Below are 16200 nucleotides of genomic sequence, written 5' to 3' on the forward strand. Positions count from 1 at the left end.
TATCTCGTGCCAAGCGGACTGTTCCAAGGAGACAACCCAGCGATGACAGACATCGTGATCGACCTCAACGCAGACCTCGCAGAAGGCTACGGACGGTGGGTCCTCACCGACGACGAGGCCATGCTGTCGGTCGTCACCAGCGCCAACGTCGCCTGCGGCTTCCACGCAGGCGACCCCAGCACCATGCGCCGCGTCTGCGACATGGCGGCCGAGCGCGGTGTGAGGATCGGCGCCCAAGTCTCCTACCGGGACCTGGCTGGCTTCGGCCGCCGGGCCATGGACGTGCCTGCTGACGAACTCGCCGACGAGATCACGTACCAGATCGGTTCCCTTCAGGTGTTCGCCCGGGCCGCCGGAACAAAGGTGACCTATGTCAAGCCTCATGGAGCGCTGTACAACCGTGTGGTGTTCGACCAGGCACAGGCGTCCGCCGTGGCAGCAGGCGTCCGACTCGCCGATCCGGTACTTCAGGTGCTGTGCCTGCCTGACTCGGCCATGCACAAGGAAGCCAAGAGGGCCGGCCTCCTCGTGGTCGACGAGGCGTTCGTCGACCGTGCCTACACGGCAGACGGGGCGCTCGTCCCGCGATCCACGCCGGGTGCGGTGATTACTGAGCCCCAGCAGGTCGCTGCCAGGGCCGTTGCGATGGCGCTCGACGGCCGCGTCACGACGCTGGACGGCAACTCCCTGTCCGTGCGCGCGCGCTCTCTGTGCCTCCATGGGGACACCCCCGGGGCGGTCGAGTTGGCCAAGCACGTGCGCACGGCACTGGAGGCGGCCGGAGTGACGGTGGAGGCGTTCGCATGAAGCTGAGGCCGGTCGGATTCGATTCCCTCCTTGTCGATCTGGACACACCGGAAGAGGCCCAGGCCTGGCATGCCGAGCTCCTGAGTCGCCGTATCGCCGGGACACTGCCGCCGGTGCGTGAGATCGTGCCCGGTGAGAAAACCGTTCTTCTCTACGGGGTCCACGACGCAGACGCCTTGCAGGCGGAGCTGCGCCGGTGGTCCGTGCCCACTCTGGCAGCCGACAGCGGGCCCCTGTTGGAGATTCCGGTGCACTACAGGGGAGCCGATCTCCGTGCGGTGGCTGAGCTGTGGGGTGTCACCGAGGATGAGGTGGCACGGATCCACAGCAGTATCGAACACCGTGTCGCCTTCTGCGGGTTCTCCCCCGGGTTCGCGTACATGATCGGACTCGGCGAAAAGTACGCCGTGCCGCGCCAGGCCGCACCTCGCACCTCCGTGCCCGTCGGCTCCGTCGCACTTGCAGGTCCCTACACCGGTATCTATCCGCGTTCCTCCCCCGGCGGCTGGCAACTGATCGGTACGACGCATGTGCGCCTGTGGGACATGGAGCGCGAACCCGAGGCGTTGCTGACTCCCGGCACCCGGGTGCGGTTCGTCCCTCAAGAACCCGTTTCCGGGAGCACTGACACACCCGCACAACCCACGAAGGCCGAAGGGCGCATCGCATGAGCGGCGGCAAGCTGGAAGTCGTACGGGCCGGTGCGCTCACCACCCTCCAGGACCTGGGCCGGTTCGGTCACGCCTACCTCGGCGTACCGCGCTCCGGGGCACTGGACCAGCCGGCACACCGACTGGCGAACCGGCTGGTGGGCAACCACGCCGGGGCCGCAACGCTGGAGACCACACTGACCGGAGTGGCCGTGCGCATTTCCCAGGCCGTGATCGTCGCCGTGACCGGCGCGCCCGCACCGGTGCGGGTCAACGGACGGCCGGCGGCCTGGGCCGAGGCCATACACCTTCCTGCCGGCGCCCTGCTCGACGTAGGCGTACCCGCTGTCGGCGTGCGCAGCTATGTCGCCATCAGCGGAGGTGTCACGGTCCCCCCTGTCCTCGGCAGCCGCTCCACCGACCTGCTCTCCGGTCTCGGCCCGGCTCCTCTCAGGGACGGGGACATCCTGCCCCTGGGCGAGAAACTCGGCCGGCCTCTCCACGCCGACACAGTGGTGTGGCAAGCGCCTCCTCAGGAGCTGGTCCTGCCCGTACTGCTCGGCCCACGGGACGACTGGTTCACCACTACCGCCGTGAAGACCCTCGCATCAGCCCGCTTCTCGGTCTCTCCCCAGAGCAACCGCATCGCGCTGCGGATGGACGGGCCCACTCTCGAGCGTGCCGTGCACCGTGAAATGCCCAGCGAAGGCATGGTTTTGGGAGCGATCCAGGTACCGCCCGACGGGAAGCCCGTGGTCTTCCTCGCCGACAGCCCCACCACCGGCGGCTATCCCGTGATCGGCGTTGTACCCGAGAACCGGTTGTCGGCCGCTGCCCAGGCCGGCCCCGGCCTGGGCGTCAGATTCGCGCCGGTCCGTCGTCGGAAACAGTCCTGACGGACACCGCGGAACTCGCGGTCGGAGGACCAGTTGGGGCCGCGGTCGCGACCAACACCCGCAAGGGTTCCGACCCCGGCATAGGCCTCAGGCGTCCGCGGCCTGCTGCTGCACGATCACCAGAAACGCATCCGATTCCAGGTCCATCACGACCTCCGCCGCCAGGCCCTCGTCCCGGCGGGCGCGTGCGAACTCCTCGGCCGGCCAGCTCCCGCGCGGGCCCCCGGCGGGAAACCTCTCCAACACCGTACGGCGCATCCCGCACCCCCCTTGTCTCTCCCGCTCCAACGACGCTCCACACCCCCGTGTCACGGTCCGGCGAAGCCGTCTGTTCGTAGGGTGAGACGCACCAGGTTCCCGCACGGTGGTGGTGAACCGGCAACAGCACGGCCACAGTTGGATCCGCGACGCCGTCCACGATCAACCGGCGGGTTCCCGGCGCGGGTTTCCGTGGCAGGGTGTTGCGGGCAATCCACTGTGGGCTACGGAAGAGGGGGAACCGTGATTGTCTGGATCAACGGTGCGTTCGGAGCGGGCAAGACCAGTACCGCGCGCGAACTGATCGATCTGATCCCGAACAGCACGCTGTACGACCCCGAACTCATCGGCTGCCAGCTGCGCCGTCTGCTGCCGCAGAAGCGCCTGGCCGAGGTGAGCGACTACCAGGATCTGCCGATCTGGCGGCGCCTCGTGGTGGACACGGCGGCGGCGCTGCTCAGCGAGCTCGGCGGGGTGCTGGTCGTGCCGATGACTCTGCTGCGCCAGGAGCACCGCGACGAGATCTTCGGCGGTCTCGCCTCCCGCCGGATTCCGGTGCGGCATGTGCTGCTTCGACCGGATGAAACGATCCTGCGCGAACGGATCGCCACCCGCGAGGAGCCGGACATACCGGATGCCGACCAGCGCGTGAGGCAATGGGCGTACGACCACATCGAGCCGTACCTCGCCGCCCTCGACTGGATCGGGGGCGACGCGCACGTCATCGACACCAGCCGGCTCGACCCCCTTCAGACGGCGCGCCGCATAGCCACGGCGGTACGCAGCGGGGAAGCCGCGGTCTGCGAGATCGTGCAGACCCCCGAGCCGACCGCCGAAACACTGGCCGCCGGAGTACTGCTCTTCGACGAGGAGGACCGGGTGCTGCTCGTCGACCCCACCTACAAGCCCGGCTGGGAGTTCCCGGGCGGAGTGGTGGAGCGCGGCGAGCCACCCGCGCGCGCCGGGATGCGCGAGGTGACCGAGGAACTGGGCATCGAACTCGCCGAGGTGCCCCGGCTGTTGGTGGTCGACTGGGAGGCGCCGCGGCCACCGGGCTTCGGCGGACTGCGGCTGCTCTACGACGGCGGCCGGCTGGACAGCGGCGAGGCAGGGCGTGTGCTGCTGCCCGGATCGGAGCTGCGCGGCTGGCGGTTCGTCGCCGAGGAAGAGGCTGCCGAGCTGCTGCCGCCGACGCGCTACGAGCGGCTGCGCTGGGCATTGAGGGCACGGGAGCGGGGCTCCGCGCTCTACCTGGAGGCGGGCGTCCCGGTCTGACGGCCCGCCCCCGGTCGGCCGGGGGCGGGCCCGACGGTCAGCTCGCGGCGTAGTTCTGCAGGAACAGCGCCTCCGCCACGGACAGCCGCTCCAGTTCCTCGGGCGAGACCGACTCGTTCACCGCGTGGATCTGCGCCTCCGGCTCGCTCAGACCGATGAGCAGGATCTCCGCCTCGGGGTAGAGCGCGGCGAGCGTGTTGCACAGCGGGATCGAGCCGCCCATGCCGGAGGCCTGCATCTCCTCGCCCGGGTAGGCGACACGCATCGCGTCGGCCATCGAGGTGTACGCGGGGCTCGTGACGTCCGCCTGGAAGGCCTGGCCCTGGCCCACCTGCTCCAGCGAGACCCGGGCGTTCCACGGAGTGTGCTTCTCGATGTGGGCGAACAGCAGCTTGGTCGCCTCGGCCGCGTCCTGGCCGGGCGGCACGCGCAGGCTGATCTGGGCCCGGGCGCCGGCCGGAATGGAGGGGGTCGCGCCCGCCACGGGGTGGCAGTCGATGCCGATCACCGTGACGGCGGGGCGCGCCCAGATACGGTCGGCGACCGTGCCGTTGCCGGTCAGACCGACACCGGCGAGGACCTTGGCGTCCTTGCGGAACTCGTCCTCCGGGTACTGCAGTCCGTCCCACTGGGCCTGCGCGGGGAGCCCGTCGATCACCGTCGAACCGTCCGCGGCACGCAGCGAGTCCAGTACGCGGATGAGCGCGGCCAGCGCGTCGGGCGCGGCGCCGCCGAACTGGCCCGAGTGCAGATTGCCTTCAAGGGTGTCGATCTGGACGCGGATCATCGTCATCCCGCGCAGCGTCGCCGTCACCGTCGGCAGGCCCACCCGGAAGTTCCCGGTGTCGCCGATCACGATGGCGTCGGCCGTCAGCAGCTCGGGGTGCGCCTCGGCGTACTGCTCGAGGCCGCCCGTGCCCTGCTCCTCCGAGCCCTCGACGATCACCTTCACGTTGACGGGGACGCCGCCGTTCGCCTTGAGAGCGCGCAGCGCGAGCAGATGCATGATGAAACCGCCCTTGCAGTCGGCGGCACCGCGCCCGTACCAGCGGCCGTCGCGCTCGGTCAGCTCGAAGGGCGGGCTCACCCAGGCGGCCTCGTCCAGCTTCGGCTGGACGTCGTAGTGCGCGTAGAGCAGCACGGTCCGCGCACCCTCCGGGCCGGGCAGCAGCCCGTACACCGACTGCGAGCCATCAGGGGTGTCGAGCAGTGCGACGTCCTGGAAACCCTCGGTGCGCAGCGCGTCGGCGACCCAGTTCGCGGCGGCCTCGCACTCGCTCCTCGGCGCCACGGCCTCGTCCGCCACCGACTGGAAAGCCACCAGTTCCGTCAGCTCCGACTTGGCGCGGGGCATCAGGGACGCAATGGTCTCGGCGATCGGATTGGCGGTCATGGGCACGCTCCTTGTGGGTGCGACGTTGTGAGATATGTGTACGGCGAATGTGTGGTTGATCCTCCCACGGGCAGGAAGTGACCGCGCCGTAGGATGCCGTCGAGAGCATTGATCACGCCTCGGATCGGGAGCAGAAGCACATCGTGAGCAGCGAGAACGCAGACGCCGTGGGTGAGCACGACGAGCCGGGGCACGACCAGCCGGTGTGGGACGTCGTCGTGGTCGGGGCCGGGCCCGCCGGGGCCTTGGCCGCCTACGCCGCGGCGGTGGCCGGCCGTCAGGTGCTCCTGCTGGAGAAGTCCGAACTGCCCCGCTACAAAACCTGCGGCGGAGGGATCATCGGCCCCTCGCGCGACAGTCTGCCGCCGGGCTTCGAGCTGCCGCTGCGGGACCGGGTGCACGCCGTCACCTTCTCGCTGAACGGCAAGTTGACGCGTACGCGCCGCTCCAAGCGGATGCTCTTCGGGCTCATCAACCGGTCGGAGTTCGACGCCGGTCTGGTCGAGCAGGCGCAGAAGGCGGGAGCCGTGCTGCGTACGGGCACGACCGTCTCCAGGGTCGAGCAGCACGGACCCGCCGTGCCGGACCGGCGCACGGTGGCCGTGGTGCTGGCCGACGGCGAAACCGTGCTGGCCCGCGCGGTCGTCGGCGCCGACGGCAGCGCCAGCCGGATAGGCGCACATGTCGGGGTGAAGCTCGACCAGGTCGACCTGGGCCTGGAGGCCGAGATCCCGGTACCGGCGACGGTGGCCGAGGACTGGGCGGGGCGCGTGCTCATCGACTGGGGGCCGATGCCGGGCAGTTACGGCTGGGTGTTCCCCAAGGGGCAGACCCTGACGGTCGGTGTGATCTCGGCCCGGGGCGAGGGCGCGGCGACCAAGCGCTATCTGGAGGACTTCATCGCACGGCTGGGGCTCGCCGGGTTCGAGCCCGCCATCTCCTCCGGACATCTGACCCGGTGCCGCAGCGACGACTCGCCGCTGTCGCGCGGGCGGGTGCTGGTGTGCGGGGACGCGGCCGGGCTCCTTGAGCCGTGGACCCGGGAAGGGATCTCGTTCGCGCTGCGGTCGGGACGGCTCGCGGGGGAGTGGGCGGTACGGATCTCGGAGGCCCATGACGCTGTGGACGCGAGGCGGCAGGCGCTGAACTACGCGTTCGCGATCAAGGCCGGTCTTGGCGTGGAGATGGGCGTCGGGCGGCGGATGCTCGCGATCTTCGAGCGCCGTCCGGGGCTTCTCCACGCGGCGATCACTGGTCTGCGGCCCGCGTGGCGGGCGTTCGCGGACATCACGCGCGGATCGACGACGCTGGCGGGTCTGGTGCGTACGCACGCGGTGGCGCGGCGGGCACTGGAAGCGCTCGACCGCCGCGCGGAGCCGAACGAACCGTCGGCCTGAGCGGCCGGGCGGCCCGGACTCGCTCCGGCCGAGGGCTTTGTCGGTCACGGCGGGCTTGCGCGTCGGGCGCCTTGTCGGTCACGGCGGCTTGCGCGTCGGGCGCCTTGTCGGTCGCCGCGGCTTGCGCGTCGGGCGTCTCGTCGGTCACTTCGTCACAGTGATCCGGAAGACAGGGTGCTTGTGCGCCGCGGCGAGGAGTTCCTCGTCCGTGGACTTGGCGTTGACGTCACCGAAGAAGCGTCCGACCTCCCAGCCCCAGCGCTCCAGGTAGGTGCGCAGCAGCGCGGGCTTCTCCTCGTCGGGCAGCTCGACCGCCGTGAACTGCTGGGTCTTGCGGCCGACTTGGAGCTGTCCGCCGCCGGCCGCCCGCAGATTGCGGACCCACTGGGAGTGGCCGCGGGCGGAGATCAGATACGGGCCGCCCTCGTAGGGGAGCGGGTTGACCGGGATGCGCCGCCATTCGCCGCTGGTGCGGCCGCGTACGGAGAGCTCGGCGGTGCCCATGAGGCTGATGCCGTGGCGGGCGAGCCAGGCGACAGTGCCGTTGAGCATGTTGTCGAAGCGGCCGGGCTTGATGTAGTGGGCCTGCGACATCGTGGACTCCTGTGATTGAGAGAGCAGTGCTCTCGCTTAAGAGCAGTGTGCACCGGATTGGTGATCCAAAGCAAGAGCAGTGCTCTCATTGTTGGGCACTGCTCCGAAACGTGAAAGACTGCGCACCATGACCACCATCCGAGGTGCCAGGGAACGAGCCCGAGTCGAAGTCACCGCAGCGATCAAGGACGAGGCCCGCAGACAGCTTGCCGCCGAGGGCGCCGCCAAGCTCTCCCTGCGCGCCGTCGCCCGCGAACTGGGCATGGTCTCCTCCGCCCTCTACCGCTACTTCCCCAGCCGCGACGACCTGCTGACCGCCCTCATCGTCGACGCCTACGACGCCGTCGGCGCAGCGGCCGAGACCGCTTTGGCCGCCGCCCCCGACCCCCAGGATCACCCGGCCCGCTGGGTCGCGCTCTGCTCGGCCGTACGCGCCTGGGCGCTCGCCCACCCCCATGAGTACGCGCTGATCTACGGCTCCCCGGTCCCCGGCTACTCCGCCCCGATGGACACCGTCGGACCCGCCTCCCGCGTCGGACTCGCGATGATCTCGATCGCCCGTGACGCCCACCGCGCGAACGGCATCGCGCTGCCCCCGCTCGCCGAGGAGCTGCGTCCCGAGGCCCACCGCCTCGCCGCCGCCCTCGTGCTCGATCTGCCGCCGGCCGTCGTGGTGGCCCTGGTGAGCGCCTGGCCGCAGCTGTTCGGGCTGATCTCCTTCGAGCTCTTCGGTCAGTTCAACCGTGTCGTCGAGGACCGGGACGCCTTCTTCGTCCATGCCGCGGCCCGCATCGCGCACGAGGTCGGTCTGCGGAGTGTGCGGACCTGAGGCAGGTCACGTACTGCGCAGGGAGTACGCGTGATCGCCACGCCGGGCTGACGCCCGGGCCGCCCGGCCCGGTCTAGCGTGGCCGTATGGATGAGCAGCGCACCCGCTTCTGCGGTGGTCCCCCCTGGGCGCGGGGCGGCGGACCACCGCCGCCGTTGCGTCGCTGGGACGCCCGGCGCAGCACCGGCAGGGTGCCCTGGCCCTCGACGATCGCGCTGGCCGTGTTCGTGATGGTGGGGTCGACGTTCGCCGCGCGCGGCCAGCCGTACCGAGAATCGATCGACGCCTTCGCGCTCGTGCTGCTGCTGGCCGGTCCGGCCTTTCTGCTGCTGCGCAACCGCCGGCCCGTCGCTTCCGTCTTCGGCGTCTGCGCGACAGCGCTCGTCTACGTCGGCGCCGGCTATCCCTACGGCCCCGTCTTCCTCACCGTCGCCGTCGGCGCTTTCGCCGCCGTCATCTCCGGGCACCGGCGCGCCGCCTGGTGGGCCGTCGGTGGGCTCTGGGCAGGACATCTGCTGATCGCGCACTGGCTCTACGAGTATCTGCCACCGGGCAATGACGACGCGGCGCCCTGGGGGCAGGAACTGGTTCCCCTCGCCTGGGTGGTGGCGATCCTCGCGGCCTCGGAGCTCGTACGCGTACGGCGTGAGGTGTGGGCCCGTGAGGGCGCCGAGCGCGCCGCCGCAGAGAAGCGCCGCGCCGACGAGGAGCGGCTGCGGATCGCCCGTGAACTCCACGACGTCCTCGCCCACTCCATCTCGGTCATCAACGTGCAGGCGGGCGTGGGCCTCGCGCTGCTCGACACCAACCCGGAGCAGGCCCGCACCGCGCTCACCACCATCAAGGCGGCGAGCAAGGAGGCACTGGGCGAGGTGCGCCAGGTCCTCGACACACTCCGTACGCCGGGCGACGCCCCGCGAGCGCCCGCGCCCGGACTCGACCGGCTCCCCGAACTCGTCGAACAGGCCGCCGGCGCCGGACTGAGCGTGGAGATCGAGACGGAGGGAGAGCGCACCGCGCTCCCGCCCGGCACCGATCTCGCCGCCTTCCGCATCGTCCAGGAGGCCCTGACCAACGTCGTACGCCACTCGGGATCACGCGCCGCGCGCGTGCGGATCGCGTACGCGCCGGGCCGGCTCGGTCTGCGGATCGACGACGACGGCCCGGCTACCCGTTCGGACGCGGGCGGCAGCGGCAACGGCCTCGCCGGAATGCGGGAGCGGGCCGCCGCACTGGGTGGCACGATCGAGGCGGGACCACGGCCGGACGGTGGCTTCCGGGTGCGGGCCGACCTCCCCGTGCAGCCGAAGGAGACGATGTGATCCGCGTACTGCTCGCCGACGACCAGCTGCTCGTGCGGGCAGGCTTCCGCGCGCTGCTCGATGCCCAGCAGGACATCGAGGTGGCGGGCGAGGCGGCCGACGGCGAGGAGGCGGTGCGGCTGGTGCGCGAACTGCGCCCCGACGTCGTGCTGATGGACATCCGGATGCCGGAGCTCGACGGCCTCGCCGCCACTCGCCACATCACCGAGGACGAGCAGCTGGGGGAGGTGAAGGTGGTGATGCTGACCACCTTCGAGCTCGACGAGTACGTCTTCGATGCGATCCGCTCCGGAGCCTCGGGCTTCCTGGTGAAGGACACGGAGCCCGAGGAACTGCTGCGTGCGGTACGGGCGGTGGTGCAGGGCGACGCTCTGCTCTCCCCGGGCGTGACGCGCCGTCTGATCGCGGAGTTCGCGGCCCGCTCCAAGGCACCCACGGATGCCGAGGGTCTCGGCGAACTCACAGAGCGGGAGCGTGAGGTGATGGCCCTCGTCGGCATCGGCTTGTCGAACGAGGAGATCGCCCGCAGGCTCGTGGTCAGCCCGCTCACCGCCAAGACGCATGTGAGCCGCACGATGGTCAAGCTCGGCGCCCGCGACCGGGCGCAACTGGTCGTGCTGGCCTACGAGTCGGGGTTGGTGCGCCCTGGCTGGCTCGGCTGACGGGGATTGCCCCGCCCGCCGCGAAAGCCCCACAGGACGTGCACGACGCGCACGACGAAGACGGCCAGGCCGGCCACGGTGCCCCCGAGAACCAGTCGGCGCTCGGTGTCGGACGACATCGGGATCACCATCATCGGTCCGGCGATCGCCAGGAACGTCAGTCCGCCCACCAGGCACCCGGTGACGACAGCGAAGCCGATCTCGACCGTGATCGCGTCCCGCTTCGCCTGTGTCCGTCGCCCCATCTACGGAGTGTCACAGGGCGGCGGCCGACGGGCAAGAACTCCCGTCGGCCGCCGCCCCCTTGAGCACGGTGCCGGTCAGTCGCCGACCGCCACCCGCTCCGGCTCCGTCTCCGGTACGGACTTCGCCACCAGGACGGTCGGTCCGCTGCGGCGCGTACGAAGACCGGTCAGCGTGATCAGCAGCCCGGCCGCCGCGATCGCGGTCACCACCACCAGGCCCGGCCGGAAGCTGTCGAGCACCGCCTGCGCGGAGCGGCCTGTGCCACCGCCCGCCGTGATCACCGCGGTGACGACGGCGAGGAAGATCGCCCCGCCGACCTGGATCGAGGTGTTCAGCAGGCCGGAGACCATGCCCTGCTCGTGGTCCTCCACGCCGCTGGTGGCCTGGATGTTGAGCGAGGGGAAGACCAGGGCGCAGGCCGCGCCGAGCAACAGCATCGAGGGCAGGATCACGGCTGCGTAGGTCGGTGTGAGATCGATCTGGAGGAAGAGCGCGTACGCGACGACCAGGAGGCTGAAGCCGGCGGCGATCACACGCGGCGTGCCGAACCGGTCCACGACCGAGCCGATCTTCGTCGAGGAGAGCGCCACCAGGGCGCCCGCCGGAAGGAAGGCGAGTGCCGTCTGGAGCGCCGACCAGCCCAGCAGGGACTGCATGTACTGCGTGACGAGGAACTGGAAACCGACGTACGAGCCGAAGAAGAAGGCCGCCCCGAGATTGGCCCGGATCTGGCTGCCCGAGCGCAGCACGCCCAGCCGGATCAGCGGGTGCGAGCTGCGCCGTTCGATGGTGACGAAGGTGGTGAGCAGCACGGCAACGGCCAGGAAGGACAGCAGGGTGCGTGCCGATGCCCAGCCCGCTTCGGGGGCCTGGACGACGGTGAAGACGAGCAGCAGCATCGAGGCCGTGCCGGTGACGGCGCCCGGCAGGTCGTATCCCTTTCCGGAGTCCTCGCGGCTGCTCTTCGGGATCAGCCTGATGCCGGCCAGCAGCGCGATCAGGGCGATGGGCGCGGGCAGCAGCATCGTCAGGCGCCAGCTCACCTCGGTGAGCAGCCCGGACAGCACCAGGCCCATGGAGAAGCCGGTGGCCGCGCAGGTGGTGTAGATGGCCAGCGCGCGGTTGCGCTGGGGGCCTTCCTTGAAGGTCGTCGTGATGATGGAGAGTCCGGCGGGCGCGGTGAACGCGGCGCTCAGGCCCTTGATGAAGCGGCTGGCGATGAGCAGCGGCCCGGAGTCGACGAGCCCGCCGAGGAGCGAGGCGAGTGCGAAGACGGCGAGTGCGATCAGGAACACCCGGCGCCGGCCGAGGAGGTCGGCGGCGCGGCCGCCGAGGAGCAGCAGGCCGCCGTATCCGAGGATGTAGCCGCTGACGATCCACTGCAGGGTCGAGGTGGAGAGATCGAGATCGGTCCCGATCGAGGGCAGGGCGACGCCGACCATCGATACGTCGAGGGCGTCGAGGAACATCGCCGCGCAGAGCACGAGCAGGGTGCCCCAGAGTCGCGGGCTCCAGCGCTCCTGCGCTACGGGGACGGTGAGCGGAGAGGTCATGGGCAGGACAGTACATGCACACGCATTGAATGCAAATGCATTTAATTCCGATGCAACAAAGTCCGCTTTTTCTGCTACCGTGCCGTCATGGCGGCGAAGAAGTCCGAGCGAGCGCTCGTGGACGAGTGGCGGGAGGTCCTCGCGCTGCATGCCCGTACGATCTGCGAGCTCGACCGCGAGCTGCACCGGCACGGGCTGGGCGCCAGTGACTTCGAGGTCCTCGATGTGCTCGCCGAAAAGACCGGGGACGGCGACTGCACGTTCCGGGTGCAAGAGCTCGCGTCCCGGGTCCATCTGAGCCAGAGCGCCCTGTCACGGCTGGTCGCGCGGCTGGAGAAGGACGGCCTCGTCACCCGCGGGATGTGCAGCGAGGACCGGCGCGGTGTGCGGGTCGCGCTCACGGAGGCGGGCCGGGCCCGGCACGCCGAGGTGCAGCCGCTGCAGCGCGCGGTGCTCTCCCGGATGCTTGCGAACCCGACAGTCTGATCCGGTCTACGACCAGGTGATCGCGGACATATCGCGCCACAGCTGCGCGAGGTCCGCCTCGCCCGTGACGGACACGGCGGACAGCGGCAGCCGGTTCCACAGCGTCAGATAGAGCTGCTCCGCGGTACCACTCAACTCGCAGTCCACGGGCCCCTCTTCGCTGGGCTCCGTTCGGGGCGCGTCGGTGGACACCCATACGGTCCACACATCATCCGTGTCGACCGGCCGTACGCGAAGTGAGCGAGGGGCCTCGGAGCGCACTCGGCTGCGGGAGCGGCCGTGAAAGCCGGTCAGCAGCTCGGCGATGCCGTCGGCGGCGAACTCGGCGGCCACATGGCCTGGTGTGCCGCCCAGCGCCATCTCGGCGTCCGTGCGGTGGATCGCCGTCTCGTGCGCCTGCCGCCGGGCCCAGAAGGCGAGGGGCGACGGCGCGGGCAGGAAGGTCCAGCACTGCAGGTCCGCGGGCGCCTCGCTCAGCGCCGCCACCAGCAGCCCGTGTCCCTCCCGGAACCACTCCACCAGCTCGTCGCCGTCGAGGTCGGACCGTTCCTCGGCAGGGTGGTATGCGGTATGGCCCTCGGTGATGAAGGCGGTCGCCCAGCGGTGGACCATCCCGATGTGCCGCAGCAGGTCCCGCACCTGCCAGTCGGGGCAGGTCGGCACCGTCGCGTCGGGGCCCGCCTCGACGGCAGCCGTCGCCAGCAACTGGCCCTCGTGGACAAGGAACTTGATCAGCCGGGCGGTCTCCATGCTCCAGATTGTGCCACCGCGCTCACGCTCCCTGGGGGTGCGGGGAGTGCGGGCGGCCGCGGAGCAGTCGTACGAACAGTCCGAGCGCGAGCGACTGGATCAGCACGGACACCACCAGCGCGGTGTAGAGGTACGGCGCGGACCCGGAAACCGCGTCCCCGAAGAGTTCGCCGAGCATCAGGAAGGCGAACATCACCGGGGAGGCCAGCAGGAACAGCCATATACCGGCGAACGAGGCGTCGTCGTGGTGGACGAAGACCGTGTCGATCGTGACGTAGAGCGTCGCCACGGCGACGAGCGCCAGATACACCTGGGAGGCGCGGTTGCCGAAGGTGAGCCGCTTGAGTGTGCCGAGCCGTTCCGAGTTCATGGTGTTCTCCCGCAGGGGCGACGTTGCTCCCATGGTCCGCCCGGGACGGCGGATCGGCCTGAGTAGGCGTACTCAGCCGCTCTGGGGTACGGACGCCTTCCGTGCCGAGTACCCGATCAGGGCCGCGCCACCGGCGAGAGCGGCCACGGTCGTCAGCGCCACGGGCAGCGAGAACCAGTCGGCGAGGAAGCCGATCGCGGGCGGGCCGAGCAGCATCCCGCCGTAGCCCAGCGTCGACGCGGCCGCGACGCCGCCGGGTCCCGCGAGTGCGCCCGCCCTGGCCACCGCCACCGGGAAGATGTTCGCGAGCCCCAGGCCGGTCACCGCGAAGCCCAGCAGGGCGAGCCACGCGGTGGGGGCGAGCGCGCCGAGCAGCATGCCGGCAGCCGCCGTGGTGCCGCCCGCGACCAGCGTGCGGGTCTGGCCGAGCCGCTCCAGCAGGGCCGTGCCAGAGAGACGGCCGGCGGTCATGGCGAGCGCGAAGAGCGAGTATCCGGCGGCGGCGATGCCCGCGTGGGCGTGCAGGTCCTGTTCGAGGTGGAGAGCGCCCCAGTCGGCCATCGCGCCTTCTCCGTACGCCGTGCAGAGCGCGATCACGCCGAAGACGACGACGATCCGGCGCGTACGCCCCTTGAGCCTGCGCGGCGCCGGGTCCTTCGCCGCGTGCTCGCTGACCGGCGCCGGGTGGCGCAGGAGCACGGGTCCCGCGGCGGCGGTGACCAGCAGGCCGATCGTCGTGAGAGTGATGAGATGTGCTGTGGGGGACAGACCGCCCGCGACGAATCCGCCGAGACCCGCGCCGATCATGCCGCCGAGGCTGAATGCAGCGTGGAAGCTGGGCATCACCGGCCGCCGCATGGCCGCGACCAGATCGACCGCCGCGCTGTTCATCGCGACATTGACCCCGCCGTACGCGGCCCCGAAGGCCAGCAGCACCAGGCCGAGCGCGAGCGCCGAATGCGTCAGCGGCGGGAGGGCGATGCTCAGCGACATCAGGGCGCCGCTGACGACGGTCACCGGATGGCTGCCGTATCGGCGGCAGAGCCGACCGGTCAGCGTCATCGTCACCACCGCACCCGCCGAGACGCCGAGCAGGGCGAGCCCCAGATCGCTCGCCGACGACCCGGTCTGTTCCTTGATCGCGGGGATGCGGACCACCCAGCCGGCGAAGAGGAAGCCGTCGAGGGCGAAGAACACGGTCAGCGCGGTACGGAGGCGGGCCAGGGAGGGTGAGGCGATGTTTGCGCCGGGCCCCCCGGGAACGGCCGTCCTTGGTTTGTTTAGTAGCGGCACAAAGTCAGGATAGAGGCTGGCGGCCGATCCGGACAAGGCGGCTGCACAGCCTCCGGATCATGGGAGACTCGCATCCATGAACGGCAAGGCGACAACCATCAAAACGAGGCTGGAGAGGGGCCGCGGCGCCCTCGGCCCCGCGCTGGAACTGGTTCATACGGGCCGCGCCCCCACCCGCGCCGTCCTCACCGCCGAGCTCGGCGTCACCCGCGCCACCGCCGGCGCCGTCGCCGCGGAACTCGAAGCGCTCGGGCTGATCCGGGTCGACTCCCGGCCCGGCGCCGCCGCCGGCTCCCAGGGCCGCCCCTCGCACCGGCTCGCCGTCAACGACGCGGGCCCGGTCGTCCTCGCCGCCCAGGTCCACGCCGACGGATTCCGCGCCGCGCTCGTCGGACTCGGCGGCCGCACCGTCGCCACCGCGCCCGGCTGCGTCACCGTCTCCGAGGACCCCGCCCAAGTGCTCGGCGAGGTCGTCGACGCGGGCGCGGCGCTGCTCCGCGAGAGCGGCCGCAGATGCGTGGGCGCGGGACTCGCCGTGCCCTCCGCGGTCGCCGAACCGGAAGGCACCGCGCTCAACCCCCTGCACCTTGCCTGGCCCGCCGGGGCCCCCGTCCGCGACATCTTCGCCGAGCGGGTCCGCGCGGCGGGCATCCAGGGACCCGCGTTCACCGGCAACGATGTCAACCTCGCGGCGCTCGCCGAACACCGCCACGGCGCGGGCCGCGGCGCCCAGCATCTGCTCTGCGTCGCCACCGGCCACCGAGGCGTCGGCGGGGCCCTGGTGCTCGACGGCCGTCTGCACACCGGCAGTTCGGGCCTCGCTCTCGAAGTCGGCCACCTCACCGTCAACCCGGAGGGGCGCCCCTGCCACTGTGGCAGCCGCGGCTGCCTCGACGTCGAGGCCGACCCGCTCGCCTTCCTCATCGCCGCGGGACGCGACCCCGGGCCCGAGGTCTCACTGCTCCAGCAGTGCCGGGAGCTGCTGCGCACGGAGTACGACGACCCGGCGGTACGCAACGCGGCCGAGGAACTCATCGACCGCCTCGGCCTCGGGCTCGCCGGTCTGGTCAACATCCTCAACCCCGACCGCATCATCCTCGGCGGGCTGCACCGCGATCTGCTCGAGGCCGACCCCGAGCGGCTGCGCGCCGTGGTCGCCGACCGCAGTCTGTGGGGGCGCAGCGGCGGGGTGCCGATCCTGGCCTGCACGCTGGATCACAACAGCCTCGTCGGAGCGGCCGAGTTGGCCTGGCAGCCGGTGCTCGACGACCCGCTGGCCGCGCTCGGCTGATCGCCGAGGGGGCCTGACCGATGCGTGCACGGTGCGGCGGACGTCCCGGGGCACGACCTGGCCCCCAGCCGGATCGGCAGCCCGTCGGCGGCACGGGCGGGAACACTCGTCCGGGGGCACGATGGAAG

General features: G+C 71.0%; 18 protein-coding genes. 10 read left to right on the plus strand and 8 right to left on the minus strand.

Going from position 1 to position 16200, the window contains the following annotated elements:
* Window positions 1–42: 42 nt before the first annotated feature.
* Genes OG905_RS35120 through OG905_RS35130 form a run of 3 tightly spaced genes read left to right on the plus strand, consistent with a single transcriptional unit; the run spans window position 43 to window position 2353 of the window.
* Window positions 43–807 (plus strand): LamB/YcsF family protein, encoded by a 765-nt coding sequence (locus OG905_RS35120; protein ID WP_328680736.1) that lies wholly within the window; start codon window positions 43–45, stop codon window positions 805–807.
* Window positions 804–1478 carry a 5-oxoprolinase subunit B family protein gene (locus OG905_RS35125; RefSeq protein WP_328680738.1) on the plus strand — a complete coding sequence of 225 codons (675 nt, stop codon included), beginning with the start codon at window positions 804–806 and terminating at the stop codon, window positions 1476–1478. The genes OG905_RS35120 and OG905_RS35125 overlap by 4 nt, the downstream gene beginning before the upstream one ends.
* Window positions 1475–2353, plus strand: a complete 879-nt coding sequence (locus OG905_RS35130; protein ID WP_328680741.1) for a biotin-dependent carboxyltransferase family protein — start codon at window positions 1475–1477, stop codon at window positions 2351–2353. The genes OG905_RS35125 and OG905_RS35130 overlap by 4 nt, the downstream gene beginning before the upstream one ends.
* 87 nt (window positions 2354–2440) lie before the next feature.
* Here OG905_RS35130 and OG905_RS35135 read toward each other — a convergent pair whose 3' ends face one another.
* Window positions 2441–2611 carry a hypothetical protein gene (locus tag OG905_RS35135; protein ID WP_328680743.1) on the minus strand — a complete coding sequence of 57 codons (171 nt, stop codon included), beginning with the start codon at window positions 2609–2611 and terminating at the stop codon, window positions 2441–2443.
* Window positions 2612–2854: 243 nt separating this feature from the next.
* Between OG905_RS35135 and OG905_RS35140 the strand changes: the two genes are divergently transcribed.
* Window positions 2855–3886, plus strand: a complete 1032-nt coding sequence (locus tag OG905_RS35140; RefSeq protein WP_328680745.1) for an NUDIX hydrolase — start codon at window positions 2855–2857, stop codon at window positions 3884–3886.
* Window positions 3887–3923: 37 nt separating this feature from the next.
* Here the strand turns inward: OG905_RS35140 and OG905_RS35145 are convergent, their stop codons facing one another.
* Window positions 3924–5279 (minus strand): dipeptidase, encoded by a 1356-nt coding sequence (locus OG905_RS35145; RefSeq protein ID WP_328680747.1) that lies wholly within the window; start codon window positions 5277–5279, stop codon window positions 3924–3926.
* A 143-nt stretch (window positions 5280–5422) separates the two neighbouring features.
* On the opposite strand from OG905_RS35145, the gene OG905_RS35150 reads away from it, so the two are divergent.
* Window positions 5423–6676 carry a geranylgeranyl reductase family protein gene (locus OG905_RS35150; protein ID WP_328680749.1) on the plus strand — a complete coding sequence of 418 codons (1254 nt, stop codon included), beginning with the start codon at window positions 5423–5425 and terminating at the stop codon, window positions 6674–6676.
* A 144-nt stretch (window positions 6677–6820) separates the two neighbouring features.
* Here the strand turns inward: OG905_RS35150 and OG905_RS35155 are convergent, their stop codons facing one another.
* Window positions 6821–7270 (minus strand): nitroreductase family deazaflavin-dependent oxidoreductase, encoded by a 450-nt coding sequence (locus OG905_RS35155; RefSeq protein WP_324989227.1) that lies wholly within the window; start codon window positions 7268–7270, stop codon window positions 6821–6823.
* 127 nt (window positions 7271–7397) lie between these two features.
* Between OG905_RS35155 and OG905_RS35160 the strand changes: the two genes are divergently transcribed.
* From OG905_RS35160 to OG905_RS35170, 3 genes are all read left to right on the plus strand, one after another.
* On the plus strand, window positions 7398–8099 hold the full coding sequence (locus OG905_RS35160; protein WP_328680753.1) for a TetR/AcrR family transcriptional regulator: 702 nt from the start codon (window positions 7398–7400) through the stop codon (window positions 8097–8099).
* 86 nt (window positions 8100–8185) lie between these two features.
* Window positions 8186–9421: a sensor histidine kinase gene (locus OG905_RS35165; protein ID WP_328680755.1), complete on the plus strand. Its 1236-nt coding sequence runs from the start codon at window positions 8186–8188 to the stop codon at window positions 9419–9421.
* Entirely contained in the window at window positions 9418–10083 is a 666-nt protein-coding gene (locus tag OG905_RS35170) for a response regulator transcription factor (protein WP_328680757.1), read from the plus strand. The genes OG905_RS35165 and OG905_RS35170 overlap by 4 nt, the downstream gene beginning before the upstream one ends.
* Here the strand turns inward: OG905_RS35170 and OG905_RS35175 are convergent.
* Complete coding sequence (locus OG905_RS35175) at window positions 10044–10328, minus strand: DUF6332 family protein (RefSeq protein WP_328680760.1); 285 nt, start codon at window positions 10326–10328, stop codon at window positions 10044–10046. The two genes, OG905_RS35170 and OG905_RS35175, sit on opposite strands and share 40 nt — an antisense overlap.
* A 75-nt stretch (window positions 10329–10403) precedes the next feature.
* Complete coding sequence (locus OG905_RS35180) at window positions 10404–11882, minus strand: MFS transporter (RefSeq protein ID WP_328680762.1); 1479 nt, start codon at window positions 11880–11882, stop codon at window positions 10404–10406.
* A gap of 87 nt (window positions 11883–11969) precedes the next feature.
* On the opposite strand from OG905_RS35180, the gene OG905_RS35185 reads away from it, so the two are divergent.
* Window positions 11970–12368: a MarR family winged helix-turn-helix transcriptional regulator gene (locus tag OG905_RS35185; RefSeq protein ID WP_328680764.1), complete on the plus strand. Its 399-nt coding sequence runs from the start codon at window positions 11970–11972 to the stop codon at window positions 12366–12368.
* A 6-nt stretch (window positions 12369–12374) separates the two neighbouring features.
* Here OG905_RS35185 and OG905_RS35190 read toward each other — a convergent pair whose 3' ends face one another.
* The 3 genes from OG905_RS35190 to OG905_RS35200 form a co-directional block, all read right to left on the minus strand.
* Window positions 12375–13118: a maleylpyruvate isomerase family mycothiol-dependent enzyme gene (locus OG905_RS35190; protein ID WP_328680766.1), complete on the minus strand. Its 744-nt coding sequence runs from the start codon at window positions 13116–13118 to the stop codon at window positions 12375–12377.
* A gap of 22 nt (window positions 13119–13140) precedes the next feature.
* A complete protein-coding gene (locus OG905_RS35195) occupies window positions 13141–13488 on the minus strand; it encodes an SCO4225 family membrane protein (protein ID WP_328680767.1) in 348 nt (115 codons plus the stop codon).
* Between the two features lie 72 nt (window positions 13489–13560).
* Window positions 13561–14781, minus strand: a complete 1221-nt coding sequence (locus OG905_RS35200) for an MFS transporter (protein ID WP_328680770.1) — start codon at window positions 14779–14781, stop codon at window positions 13561–13563.
* 76 nt (window positions 14782–14857) lie between these two features.
* Between OG905_RS35200 and OG905_RS35205 the strand changes: the two genes are divergently transcribed.
* On the plus strand, window positions 14858–16072 hold the full coding sequence (locus tag OG905_RS35205) for an ROK family protein (RefSeq protein ID WP_328680772.1): 1215 nt from the start codon (window positions 14858–14860) through the stop codon (window positions 16070–16072).
* Window positions 16073–16200 lie beyond the last annotated feature (128 nt).

The organism is Streptomyces sp. NBC_00322 (genome assembly GCF_036147535.1).
Lineage (GTDB): Bacteria > Actinomycetota > Actinomycetes > Streptomycetales > Streptomycetaceae > Streptomyces.